11 protein-coding genes are annotated in these 12,579 nt (G+C 68.1%); 5 read left to right on the top strand and 6 right to left on the bottom strand.

Annotation, left to right across the window (positions count from 1 at the left end; translation table 11 throughout):
• Window positions 1-8 precede the first annotated feature (8 nt).
• From ACF8NF_RS06155 to proC, 3 genes are read left to right on the top strand one after another with little or no spacing between them, the layout of a single operon-like run.
• Window positions 9-1,025, top strand: coding sequence for a tripartite tricarboxylate transporter substrate binding protein (locus ACF8NF_RS06155; RefSeq protein WP_209799256.1), 1,017 nt, complete (start codon window positions 9-11; stop codon window positions 1,023-1,025).
• Between the two features lie 38 nt (window positions 1,026-1,063).
• Window positions 1,064-1,855, top strand: a complete 792-nt coding sequence (locus tag ACF8NF_RS06150) for a VOC family protein (protein ID WP_160851562.1) — start codon at window positions 1,064-1,066, stop codon at window positions 1,853-1,855.
• A gap of 32 nt (window positions 1,856-1,887) precedes the next feature.
• Window positions 1,888-2,727: a pyrroline-5-carboxylate reductase gene (gene proC / locus ACF8NF_RS06145; RefSeq protein WP_046242070.1), complete on the top strand. Its 840-nt coding sequence runs from the start codon at window positions 1,888-1,890 to the stop codon at window positions 2,725-2,727.
• A 74-nt stretch (window positions 2,728-2,801) separates the two neighbouring features.
• On the opposite strand, the gene ubiA is transcribed toward proC, so the two are convergent.
• The 6 genes from ubiA to recG all read right to left on the bottom strand — a co-directional run bounded on the left by ubiA (window position 2,802) and on the right by recG (window position 9,927).
• Window positions 2,802-3,671 (bottom strand): 4-hydroxybenzoate octaprenyltransferase, encoded by an 870-nt coding sequence (gene ubiA, locus ACF8NF_RS06140; protein ID WP_046242069.1) that lies wholly within the window; start codon window positions 3,669-3,671, stop codon window positions 2,802-2,804.
• Window positions 3,672-3,797: 126 nt separating this feature from the next.
• Window positions 3,798-4,595, bottom strand: coding sequence for a phosphatase PAP2 family protein (locus tag ACF8NF_RS06135; RefSeq protein ID WP_016449156.1), 798 nt, complete (start codon window positions 4,593-4,595; stop codon window positions 3,798-3,800).
• A gap of 50 nt (window positions 4,596-4,645) precedes the next feature.
• Complete coding sequence (locus ACF8NF_RS06130; protein WP_016449155.1) at window positions 4,646-5,233, bottom strand: Dps family protein; 588 nt, start codon at window positions 5,231-5,233, stop codon at window positions 4,646-4,648.
• A gap of 120 nt (window positions 5,234-5,353) precedes the next feature.
• Complete coding sequence (locus tag ACF8NF_RS06125; RefSeq protein ID WP_016449154.1) at window positions 5,354-6,319, bottom strand: LysR substrate-binding domain-containing protein; 966 nt, start codon at window positions 6,317-6,319, stop codon at window positions 5,354-5,356.
• A 226-nt stretch (window positions 6,320-6,545) separates the two neighbouring features.
• Window positions 6,546-7,319 (bottom strand): MHYT domain-containing protein, encoded by a 774-nt coding sequence (locus tag ACF8NF_RS06120; RefSeq protein ID WP_043789162.1) that lies wholly within the window; start codon window positions 7,317-7,319, stop codon window positions 6,546-6,548.
• A 343-nt stretch (window positions 7,320-7,662) separates the two neighbouring features.
• Window positions 7,663-9,927: an ATP-dependent DNA helicase RecG gene (gene recG / locus ACF8NF_RS06115; RefSeq protein WP_016449152.1), complete on the bottom strand. Its 2,265-nt coding sequence runs from the start codon at window positions 9,925-9,927 to the stop codon at window positions 7,663-7,665.
• Window positions 9,928-10,111: 184 nt separating this feature from the next.
• On the opposite strand from recG, the gene ACF8NF_RS06110 reads away from it, so the two are divergent.
• Window positions 10,112-11,365, top strand: coding sequence for an HD-GYP domain-containing protein (locus ACF8NF_RS06110; protein WP_016449151.1), 1,254 nt, complete (start codon window positions 10,112-10,114; stop codon window positions 11,363-11,365).
• A gap of 97 nt (window positions 11,366-11,462) precedes the next feature.
• Window positions 11,463-12,563, top strand: coding sequence for a tRNA preQ1(34) S-adenosylmethionine ribosyltransferase-isomerase QueA (gene queA, locus ACF8NF_RS06105; protein WP_016449150.1), 1,101 nt, complete (start codon window positions 11,463-11,465; stop codon window positions 12,561-12,563).
• Window positions 12,564-12,579 lie beyond the last annotated feature (16 nt).

Below are 12,579 nucleotides of genomic sequence, written 5' to 3'. Positions count from 1 at the left end.
GAGTTTCCATGCCCTGCCGCCCTTCACGCAGCCCTTCACGCAGCCCTTCACGCCACCTCTACCGCCGCCAGCTGCTGCTGGCCATGGCCGCCGCATCCCTGCTGGGGCCGGCGGGCACGGCGTTCGCGCAGGGTGCCGCCCCGCTCAAGCTGGTCATCACCTTCCCGCCAGGGGGCAGCACCGACATCGCCGCGCGCATACTGCAGCCGCGCCTGGGCGAGGTGGCCGGGCGGTCGGTGATCGTCGAGAACCGCCCCGGCGCCGCCAGCCAGATCGCCACCCAGTACGTGGCCAAGTCCGCCCCGGACGGCAACACCCTGCTGTTCAGCTTCGACACCCATGCCATCAATCCCATCGCCAAGTCCCGGCTGCCCTACGACACCTTCAAGGACTTCACGGGCGTGTCGCTGGCGCTGCGCTTTCCGCTGGTGATCGGCGCCTCGGCCTCGGTGCCCGCCAAGGACCTGGCCGGCTTCCTGGAGCTGGCGCGCCGCAACCCGGGCAAATACAGCTACGCATCGACCGGCCTGGGGTCCATGAACCACCTGGTGATGGAAGACATCAAGCGCCGCTCGGGCACCTACGTGCTGCACGTGCCCTACGGCGGCGGCGGCCCGGCCGTGCAGGCCGTGCTCGGCAATGTGTCCGACCTCACCCTGCTCAGCTACGCGGCGCTGCGCGGCCAGATTTCGGCGGGCAAGATCAAGCCGCTGGCGGTGACCGGCCTCAAGCGCCTGCCCGAGCTGCCCGACGTGCCCACCGTGGCCGAATCGGGCTTTGCGGGCTTCGAGGCCTATTCGTGGATCGGCGTGTTCGCGCCTTCCGCCACGCCGGCCGCCACGGTGCACAAGCTCACCGAAGACTTCCAGGCCACGCTGAACACGCCCGACATCCGCAGCAAGCTCATGCAGTCGGGCTTCGAAGTCATGGCCACGGACGGACCCGCCCTCGACCGCTGGGTGCGCCAGGAATATGAGCGCTGGGGCCGCTTCGTGCGGGACAACAAGATCCAGCTCGAAGACTGAGAATCCGGACGGCACCCCCTTACAACACAGGAGCATTCATGGCACTTCCGCTGGACCACATCGTCATCGCCGTGCAGGACCTCGAGGCCGCCGTGGCGGACTACCGCGCGCTGGGCTTCCAGGTCGCCATCGGCGGCCGCCATCCGGGCCGCACCTCGCACAACGCGCTGGTCGTCTTTGCCGATGGCGCCTACCTGGAGATCATTGCCTGGACCGCCCCGGCGCCCGAAGAGCGCTGGTACCGCACGCTGCGCGACCATGGCGAAGGGCTGGTGGACTTCGCCCTGCTGCCCCGCAGCACCTCCCAGGCCCTGGCCGAGGCGCGCGGGCGGGGGCTGGACACCCTGGTCGGCCCCGTGGACGGAGGCCGCGTACGCCCCGACGGCGCGCAACTGCTGTGGCAGACGGCGCGCCACGCCACGCCCGACCTGCCCTTCCTGTGCGGCGACGTCACGCCGCGCGCGCTGCGCGTGCCCGAAGGCAGCGTGCGCGAGCATCCCAACGGCGCGCTGGGCGTGGCCTCGCTGACCGTCGCCGTGCACGACCTGGAGGCCAGCCTGGACCGCTACCGGGCGCTGCTGGGCCCGGGCCTGCCGCTGGAGAAGCTGGACAACCAGGGCGCGCGGCTGGCATTGCCAGGCTTCGATCTGCTGCTGCAAGGCGCGCAGGCACTGGCGGCCTGCGACGCACTGCGCCAGCGCCTTGCCACGCGCGGAGAGGGCCCTTGCGCGCTCACCCTGCGCCAGCGGCCCGGCGCCCCGGCACAGCCCCTGGACCTGGCCGCCAGCCATGGCGTGGACATGCGCTGGCACGGTGGGAACACGCTCTAAACTCTTCGTTTTCCTTCTCCACCGCCACCAGCATGAACACCGTTTCCACAGCCTCCCCTGTCATCGCCTTCATCGGTGGCGGCAACATGGCCAGCGCCATCATCGGCGGACTGATCGGCCAGGGCCAATCCGCAGACCGCATCGTCGTCGTCGAACCCTTCGAGGCTGCACGCGATGCGCTGCGCACGAACTTCGGCATCACGGCCCATGCCGATGCCGCGGCCGCCGCCAGCGCGCTGGACGGTGCCGGCATCGTGGTCTGGGCCGTCAAGCCCCAGACCTTCAAGGAAGCCGCCCAGGCCGTGGCGCCGCACACCGCCCAGGCCCTGCACCTGAGCGTGGCCGCCGGCATTCCCACGGACGCCATCGCCCAGTGGCTGGGCACGGGCCGCATCGTGCGCGCCATGCCCAACACGCCCGCCCTGGTGGGCAAGGGCATGACGGGCCTGTTCGCATGCGCCCAGGTCGATGCCGCAGGCAAGAGCGCCATCGAGCAGGTGGTGGCCACCACGGGCCAGTTCGTCTGGGTCGACCAGGAAGCGCACCTGGACGCCGTGACCGCCCTGTCGGGCTCGGGCCCGGCCTATGTCTTCCTGTTCCTCGAAGCCATGACACAGGCTGGCGTGGACATGGGCCTCACGGCCGAGCAGTCCTACCGCCTGGGCGTGGCCACCTTCCAGGGCGCCTCGGAGCTGGCCGCCCGCTCCAGCGAAAGCGCCGAGGTGCTGCGCCAGCGCGTCACCAGCAAGGGAGGCACCACCCACGCCGCCATCACGCACCTGCAGGCGCAGCAGGTGCCCGAGCATTTCGTGGCCGCCATGCGGGCGGCGGAAACACGGGCCAAGGAGCTGGCCGCCGAATTCGGCCGCTGAGCCAGGCGCAGCGCGCCCCAGGCACCATGCAAAAGGGAGGCACCGGCCTCCCTTCTTTTTTCAGCGCTGAGCCCTCAGCGCAGCGCAAACCCCAGCGCCACACCCGCGAACAGACTGGCACCGATCCAGTGGCTCTTGCTGAATGCCACGAAGCAGCCTTCGCGCGTGCGGTGGCGGATCAGGGTGAAGTGCCAGATCACCTGGGCCGCAGCCACGGCCAGGCCCAGCCAGAAAGGCCAGGCCAGGCCGAAGGGTGCTAACGCCCAGACCGTGAGCAGGCCGCAGAGCACGAAGAAACCCATGACGGCCGCCACGTCGAAGCGGCCCAGGGTGATGGCCGAGGTCTTCATGCCGATCTTGAGGTCATCGTCGCGGTCCACCATGGCGTATTCGGTGTCATAGGCCAGCACCAGGAACATGTTGGCCAGCCACAGAATCCAGGCCGTGGCCGGCACCTGCCCCTGCACGGCGGCGAAGGCGATGACGATGCCGAAATTGAAGGCAATGCCCAGAAACGCCTGGGGCATGGCGAAGAAGCGCTTGGTGAACGGGTAGAGGATGGTGAACAGCACGGCGGGCACGGACCAGGCCACGGCCTCCCAGCGGGTGGTCAGCACCAGGCCCAGCGAAACCAGGGCCAGGGCCGCGCCCAGCAGCGCGGCCTCCTTGACCGAGACCAGTCCCGAGGTGATGGGGCGCTGCGTGGTGCGCTTGACGTGGCGGTCGAAGTCGCGGTCGGCGATGTCGTTGATGCAGCAGCCGGCGCTGCGCATCAGCACCGTGCCCAGCACGAAGACCACCAGCAGATGCCAGCCCGGAAACCCGCCCGCCGCCACCCACAGTGCGGCCAGCGTGGGCCAGACCAGGACCAGCCAGCCGGCCGGCCGGTTGAAGCGGACCAGGTCCAGGTAGAGCGACAGTTTGCTGCGCCGGGGCGCAGGCATGGGCGTAGAGGAGGAGGTAGGCATGGCGTCTGGGCGCCGATGGCGGCCGTGGGCCGACCATCGCACGCATCACATTCGAAAATGCCCGCATTGTCGCCGCTGGGCGGGCGGGCTCGGCGGCGCGCCTCAGCCGCGCCTGCCGGCAACGCGGGTTTGCGCCCACTCCACGGCACAGATCACCAGCGCCATCCAGGCCAGGCCCAGCAGCCAGCCAGCCAGCACATCGCTGGCATAGTGCACGCGCAGCACGACGCGGCTGGCCCCCACGCCCAGGGCAACGGCCAGGGCCGCCAGGCCCACGCACCAGCGCCAGGCAGGCCGCAGGTACGGCAGCAGCAGCCAGGCCAGCATCAGATAGAGCACGAAGGTGCCGGCGCTGTGGCCGCTGGGGAAGCTGAAGCCGCCCTCGGGCACCCAGCCGCCCACGGGGCGCGGGCGGCCCACGCTGGTCTTGATGGCGCGTATCCACAGACCGACTCCCGCCGTGGCCACCACCCAGGCGGCCGCATGCAGCCAGTCGCGGCGCCACAGCAGCAGCGCCAGCACGGCAACAGACAGCGACACCATCCAGCCCACATGGCCCAGCTGGGTGAAGGCGACCACGGGGCGCACCCAGGCATCGGTGGCATGGCCAGCAAGCCACTGGTGCAGGGCATCATCCAGCACCGGCCAGTCGGTGCAGGAGTCGCAGCCTGCGGGCTGGCCCAGGCCCAGCATGTCGCGCACCATCACGCCCAGGGCCAGCGCGGCCAGCAGGCCCGCCGCCACCAGGCCCTGCCATGCGGCGCGTGGCATCGGCAGGCCTGCATGGCGCAGCCGCGCGGCGGCGGGCAGGCGCAGGTAGAAAAAAAGGCCGCCCAAGGCGGCCAGTACCAGGCACAGGCCGCTCGTGGCGGCGTGTGCGTCAATCCAGGTCCGGAGCATGCGCGGTCATCACTCCCGGGCCGTGGCAGGTGCTTGGGACATGTGCAGCATCACTCTTCAAGCAGGGCACGCAGCATCCAGGCGGTCTGCTCATGCACGGTCAGGCGCTGGGTCAGCAGGTCGGCCGTGGGCTCGTCGCTGGCCTTGTCGGCCAGCGGGAAGAGGCTGCGCGCCGTGCGTGCCACGGCTTCATGGCCTGCCACCAGGATGCGCACCATCTCCAGGGCCTTGGGCGGATCGTGGGGCACGTCGGCCAGGCTGGTGAGCTTGCCGAAGTCGGCATAGGAGCCCGGTGCGAAATGGCCCAGGGCGCGGATGCGCTCGGCGATGGGATCAACGGCGTTCCACAGTTCCGTGTACTGCCCCATGAACATGGTGTGCAGTGTGTTGAACATCGGGCCCGTGACGTTCCAGTGGAAGTTGTGCGTTGTCAGATAGAGCGTGTAGGTGTCGGCCAGCAGGGCCGACAGGCCCTTGGAGATGGCGGCACGGTCCTTGTCGCTGATGCCGATGTGGATGGCGCTGGAGCGCACGGACACCGGTGCGACATCGGCCGTCGCTGCCTGCACGGTCTTGGCGGCCTGCACGGCCTCTGGCTTCTTTGCACCGGACTTGTCTTTGCTGGCATTTTTGGCCATGGGATCCCTTTCAACTTCGTACGGATGGAATATGCCCCGGGCAGACCGCCCGGAGACCGAAAGCAACGATAACGCAAGCGCGGTGGCCCTGGAGGCACGGCCCGCGCAGCGGTGCAGTCATCAGGACAGGCGTTTGACGCCGGGCAAGGCGCAGGCGTAGACCGCGTTGCGCAGGGCGGCGATGGCCTCGTAGCGCGTGAAGCTGCGGCGCCAGGCCAGGACCACGCGGCGCGTGGGCGGGGCCGAGCCGTCGTCCTCGAGGATGGGCAGGTAGCGGATGTGCGGCTCGTCGGTCTTGCGGCGGCGCGCCGTGGTCTCCAGCGCATCGGCGGGCACGGACAGGCGCGGCACCAGGGTCACACCCATGCCGGCGGCCACCATGTGCTTGATGGTCTCCAGCGACGAACCTTCGAAGGTGCGGCGAATGCCTTCGGCGTTGCTGGCATAGCGTGCGAACTCGGGGCAGACCTGGAGCACATGGTCGCGGAAGCAGTGGCCCGAGCCCAGCAGCAGCATGGTCTCGTTCTTGAGATCGCTGGTGGAGACATGGTCCTTCTGGGCCAGCGCATGGGTGCTGGGCACGGCAGCCATGAAGGGCTCGTCATACAGCGGCGCCAGCGCCAGGCCGGTGTCGGGGAAGGGCTCGGCGACGATGGCGCAGTCGATCTCGCCCGTGCGCAGCATCTCCAGCAGCTTGATGGTGTAGTTCTCCTGCAGCATCAGCGGCATCTGCGGCGTGCGCAGGATGGAGTTGCGCACCAGATCGGGCAGCAGGTAGGGGCCGATGGTGTAGATCACGCCCAGCGTGAGCACGCCCGACAGCGGGTCCTTGCCGCGCTTGGCGATTTCCTTGATCTCGGCGGCCTGCTCCAGCACGCTTTGCGCCTGCCGGATGATCTCCTCTCCCAGCGACGTGACCGACACTTCGCCGGCACTGCGCTCGAAGAGCTTGACATCGAGCTCCTCCTCCAGCTTTTTGATCGCCACGGACAACGTGGGCTGGGACACATAACAGGCTTCGGCGGCGCGGCCAAAATGCTTTTCACGTGCCACGGCCACGATGTATTTGAGTTCGGTAAGTGTCATTGGCGAGCTGTGTCTGGGAGGGAACCTCGGGAAATACGATGGTCTTAGACCTGGAACCTGGGCCGAAACCTTTGTGCAACCAGGCCTTGCGGCCCGGTTGCCGGGGTGCTCCCCTCAAAAGTTCCTGTGCAGACTCTAGGATTTGTCCTATTTCGATTGTGCCAGTCCTCGTCCACGCATGACCACTGCGCGCTCCCCGACCTGCCGGCTTTTTGCATTTATCCACCTAGTGCAGCGGCCGGCGCATCCGGTCGCGCTGCTGCATGAGCTGGTCCATGCCTATCAATGCTGCCAGGCCTATGGCCACGATCACGGTAAAGACGGGAAGGTCCAAAGCGCTGATCACGGCAAAACCTTGCGGCCGAGCATACCGCTGTGTCTCGGAAATGCATACAAAGTCTGCTGCGGCCATGCCCGTGTAATGCATGGAGCATACTGCCGCCCCCATCACGGCAGCCGCCAGCGCCCGCATGCCCAGCGAGCCGGTGCGAAACGACAGCCAAAGAGCGGCGCTGGCCGCCACCACGGCAATGGCCACGGACAGCACCACGGTGGGAACGGACCAGACGATGAAGCCCGGAAAGCGCATGCCGTACATGCCCAGGTAATGCATGAAGGCCACGCCCAGGCCCAGCAGGGTGCCGGCGCCCAGCACGCGCAACCCGCTTTCGGGCCGCCGCGCGACAAAGGCCAGCGCCACCGAGGTCGCAGCGACGGCAGCCACCAGGGACACCAGGGTTTCGACCATGGAGTAGCCCGAGCCCATGCCCAGGTTCAGCGCCAGCATGCCCGTGAAATGCATGGACCACACGCCTATGCCGCCCAGCGCCGTGCCGGCCGCCAGCAGATTCAGCCAGCTGATTCCCGTGCGCCCGCGGATGCGCTGTGCCGCCGTGAGGGCCACGAAGGAGCCCAGCACGGCAATGCCATAGGACAGGGCCACCAGGCCCATGCGCCAGGAGGTCTCGACGAGTTCATTCGCTTGAACGGCTTCATTCATGTGGACGGCTCCTCATTCTCAGAAAGATGGGACAACACAAGAGTGATCACGGCCGTCCTCCCCGTGGGGAAGCGTGGGGAGGAGTGGCAGGCCATCCCCTCCCGGATGGACCTACCCTGTTTTTTGCGACTCAATGTACCAAAATGTCACAAATACTCAATGCCGTCGCCGCGCGCAGATGTCACCGTCAGGACCGCATGAAGCGCTCCCTACCGACAGCTACAACGCACACGCAAACCTTGCCTGGCGCGTGCTGCAGGCCTGCGGAGCAGGCCGCCACCAGGCAGCGCCCGTGCGCGTAAAAATACGTAACAGGAACATCCCGCAAGCGGGGGCCGGCCCATCAGGCCTTGAGGAATTCGGCCTTGCCGCCCAACCAGCGGTCCACATGCCGCTGGGCCAGTTGCGGGTGCTGCTCCAGCATGCGAGGCGCCAGCTCGCGGGCCCAGTCGAGCAGCATCAGGTCCTGCTCCAGATCGGCAAAGCGCAGCATGGGAGCGCCTGATTGGCGCGCACCCAGGAATTCGCCCGGACCGCGAATCTCCAGGTCGCGCCGCGCGATCTCGAAGCCGTCGTTGGTTTCGGCCATGGCACGCAGCCGGTCCTTGGCCGTCTCGCCCAGGCGGCCGCTGTCTCCCACCGAATACAGCAGCACGCAGGCCGAAGCTGCAGCGCCCCGTCCCACGCGCCCGCGCAGCTGGTGCAGCTGCGACAGGCCAAAGCGCTCCGCATGCTCGATCACCATGAGCGAGGCATTGGGCACATCGACGCCCACTTCGATCACGGTGGTGGAGACCAGCACGCCCATGACGCCGGCCGAGAACAGCTCCATCACCGCCTTCTTCTCGGCCGTGGGCATGCGCGAATGCAGCAGGCCGACCATGACATCGGGCAGCATCTCGCTGAGGTAGGCGTGGGTGGCCGTGGCGTTGGACAGGTCCAGCGCCTCGCTTTCCTCGATCAGCGGACACACCCAGTAGACCTGGCGCCCCTGGGCGACCTGGGCGCCGATGCGTTCGATGACTTCGTCCTTGCGGCTGTCGGCAATGAGCTTGGTGACGATGGGCGTACGCCCCGGCGGCAGCTCGTCGATGGTGGAGACATCCAGGTCGGCGTAGTAGCTCATGGCCAGGGTGCGCGGGATCGGGGTGGCGCTCATCATCAGCAGATGGGGCTCCATGCCCGAGGCTGCGAGTTTCTGGCGCAGCGCCAGCCGCTGGGCCACGCCGAAGCGGTGCTGCTCGTCGATGACGGCCAGCGCCAGGTTCTTGAACTCCACCTGGTCCTGGATGACGGCATGCGTGCCCACCACCAGGGCCGCCTCGCCGCTGCGGACCAGCTCCAGCATGGCGGTGCGCTCCTTCTTCTTCTGCGCGCCGGCCAGCCAGGCCACGCGCTTGCCCAGCGGAGCCAGCAGCGGCTCCAGCCAGCCGACCAGCTTGCCGAAATGCTGCTCGGCCAGGATTTCGGTGGGCGCCATCAGCGCGCACTGCCAGCCGGCCTCGATGCAGGCCACGGCCGACAGCGCCGCCACCACCGTCTTGCCCGATCCCACATCGCCCTGCAGCAGCCGGTGCATGGGCATGCGGCGCTGCATGTCGGCGAGGATCTCGCCCACCACGCGCTGCTGGGCACCGGTCAGGCCAAAGGGCAACTGGTCGAGAAACTGGCGCGCCAGTCCCTGGGCGCTGTCCATGGGCAATGCGCGCAGCACGGGCGCCCTGAGCCGCGCGCGCTCGCGCTTGGCCTCGTATTGCGACAGTTGCTGGGCCAGCAGTTCCTCGGCCTTCAGGCGCTGCCAGGCCGGATGCGAATGGTCTTCCAGCGTGGCCAGGGCCACATCGGGCGTGGGATGGTGCAGGAACTGCAGCGCGTCACGCAGGCTGAACAGCGGCGGCAGCCCGCCGTTGCCGTGGAAATGGGCCACGGGCGGGTGCTCTCCTGCGGGCAGCGTATCGGAGAGGTCGGCCCGCAGCATGGCCGTGGCCGCTGCGCGGCGGATATAGGCCTGGGGCAGTCCTGCCGCCACCGGATAGACGGGCGTGAGCGCCGTGGGCAGATCCCCCCCGGCCGCGCGGAACGCGGGGTGCAGCATCTGCCGTCCCCAAAAGCCGCCCTTGACCTCGCCGCGTATGCGCAGCCGCGCGCCCACGGACAGGGTTTTCTGGTGCGAAGGGTAGAAGCTGAAGAAGGTCAGCACGCATTCGGCCGTGCCGTCGTCCACCGTGACCTTGAGCATGCGGCGAGGGCGCAGCTGCACTTCGCTGTGGGTGACCGTGGCCTCGATCTGCACCGTATCGCCTTCGCGCGCATTGCGCAGCGCGGTGATGCGGGTCTCGTCCTCATAGCGCAGCGGCAGGTGCAGCGCCAGGTCGATGTCGCGCACCAGGCCCATTTTCTGCAGCGCCTTCTGCGCGGGACTGGCGGCAGGCCTGGCGGCGGGCTGTGCAGGCGAGGCGGCCTTGTCGCCCGAAGTGGCAGAGGCCTTGCCGGCCTTCCTGGCGCCGCCCTTGCCTGCGCCAGCCTTTGCCTTGCCGGCGCGCGCGGCCTTGCCACCAGGGGCGTCGCGCCCCAGGTCGGGAAAGGCAGAGGAGACGTTCAGGGGCATGGGCTTTCCTGTTTCAGAACATGCGCGTTGGCTTGCAGCATAGTGTATGAATATACAGGTGTAGGCAACACGCCACGTTCATGCCGGCCGGCCCTGCCCAAAGCACCCTTGACGCCCCGGGTCTCTGGGGAAGCCGCTACCATGCACGCTGACGTTACGTAGTGTTACCCCGCCACCGAATGCCATGTTGAAGCGTATCAATGTCCAGCATGTCACTCTGGGCATGTTCCTGCACGAGTTCTGCGGCTCCTGGATGGAGCATCCCTTTTGGCGAACCCGTTTCCTGCTTCGCTCCGAGGCCGATCTCCAGCGTCTGCGCGCCACCTCCATCCAGGAGGTCTGGATCGATGTGCGCAAAGGCCTGGACGTGGGCGTGCAGGTGCCCTGCCTGCGCTTCGACCCGCAGGACGAGCTTCGCCACCAGATCCCCGACAACGCCCGCCCTGCGTCCGAGCAGAGCACGGCCCCCATCTCCACCGCCACCGAGCTGCGCCGCGCGGCCCAGACCTGCGCCCAGGCCAGGCAATTGCTGAGCCGCCTGTTCAGCGATGCGCGGCTGGGCCGGCCCGTGGACGCCTCGGCCGCCGGACAGCTGGTGGACGATGTGACGGCCTCCGTTGCACGCAATCCCCATGCGCTGATCGGCCTGGCCCGCCTGAAGACCGCCGACGACTACACCTACATGCACAGTCTGGCCGTGTGCGCGCTGATGGTGGCCCTGGCCAAGCGCATGGGCCTGGACGACCACAGCCTGCGCAAGGCCGGCATGGCCGGCCTCATGCACGATCTGGGCAAGACCGCCATTCCGGTGACCGTGCTCAACAAGCCCGGTCCGCTGGACGACGCCGAATGGGCGCTGATGCGCGCCCATCCACGCCACGGCGAGCAGCTGCTGCGCCCGCTGGGCCTGGACGACGAGGTCATCGATGCCTGCCTGCACCACCATGAAAAGGTGGACGGCAGCGGCTACCCCGACGGGCTGCAGCAGGGCGACATCGGCCTGCTGGCGCGCATGACGGCGATCTGCGACGTCTACGATGCCATCACCTCGGACCGGCCCTACAAGAAGGGCTGGCCGCCTTCGGAGGCGCTGCGTCGCATGGCCGAGTGGAGTCCGCGCCATTTCGACAAGCGGCTGTTCGAGCAGTTCGTGCAGACCGTGGGCATCTACCCGCTGGGCTCGCTGGTGCGCCTGCATTCGCAGCGCCTGGCGGTGGTGGTCGATGCCTCGCCGGCCAGCCTGCTGGCGCCGCGCGTCAAGGTCTTCTATTCGCTGCGCCAGTCCTGCCGCATCACGCCGGAGATCGAGGACCTGTCCGAAAGCCAGGGCAACGATCGCATCATCGCGCGCGAAGACCCTGCGGACTGGGACTTCCCCGATCTGGAATCGCTGTGGCTGGAGTTCGAGCGCCAGCCCCAGGCCGCCATGGCCAGGTGATCGCCGGCAATTCCGGGGATGACCCCAGGGTTTGCGACAATTGCCAGCTTCCGTTCAACGAACTTGGAACGGGCCATGTCCGGCCCTCAAGCACTGCATGTCCTCCCTGTCCCGTGTGTTCTCGCTCAGCGATTTCGACTTCGAGCTTCCCGAGAAGCTGATTGCCCAGCATCCTGCCGCCCAGCGCAGTGCCTCGCGCCTGCTCGACGGCCGCGACGATGCCAACCCGCCCGCCGACCGCATCTTCCACGAGCTGCCCGATCTGCTGCAGCCCGGCGACCTGCTGGTGTTCAACGACACGCGCGTGATCAAGGCGCGCATCTTCGGCGAGAAGGCCAGCGGCGGCCGGCTGGAGCTGCTGGTCGAGCGCGTGCTCGAAGGCAACGACGTCGTGGCCCATATGCGCGTCAGCAAGAAGCCCCTGCCCGGCTCGCGCATCCACCTGTGCGGCGGCAAGAACGGTGGCGGCTTCGACGCCGTGCTGCGTGGCCGCTGGCCCGACGAGAACGGCCCGCTGTTCCACCTGAGCTTTGAAGGCCCGCGCGGCGAGACGCCCCATGAGCTGATGGAGCGCTTCGGCCATCTGCCGCTGCCGCCCTACATCGAGCGCCACCAGGAAACCGGCAACGACCCCGATGCCGCCGAAGACAGCGAGCGCTACCAGACCGTCTTCGCGGCCCGCCCCGGCGCCGTGGCCGCACCCACGGCCGCCCTGCACTTCGACGACGCCGTGCTGGCCCGCCTGGCCGAGCGCGGCATCGAACGCGCCAGCGTCACGCTGCACGTGGGCGCCGGCACCTTCCAGCCCGTGAAGACCGAGAACCTGGCCGACCACCAGATGCACAGCGAGTGGTACGAAATCCCGCTGGCCACCCTGGCCGCGCTGGAACGCTGCCGCCAGCGCGGCGGCCGCATCATCGCCGTGGGCACGACCACGGTGCGCACGCTGGAGTCCTGGGCCCAGACGGGCAACTTCTCAGGCGATACGCGCATCTTCATCACACCGGGCTTCGAGTACCAGGTGGTCGATCTGCTGATCACCAACTTCCACCTGCCCAAGAGCACGCTGATGATGCTGGTCAGCGCCTTCGCCGGCTACGAGCAGGTGATGGCGCTGTACCGCCATGCGATCGCGCAGGAGTACCGCTTCTTCAGCTATGGCGACTCCATGCTGTTGAAGAAGAAAAGCACCCCCTGAGCGGCTTACGCTGCTT

Source organism: Delftia sp. WSY_22 (assembly GCF_043104185.1).
Lineage (GTDB): Bacteria > Pseudomonadota > Gammaproteobacteria > Burkholderiales > Burkholderiaceae_C > Comamonas > Comamonas tsuruhatensis.
Note: the sequence above shows the minus strand (reverse complement) of the source record. Positions and strands in the feature narration are given on the sequence as shown.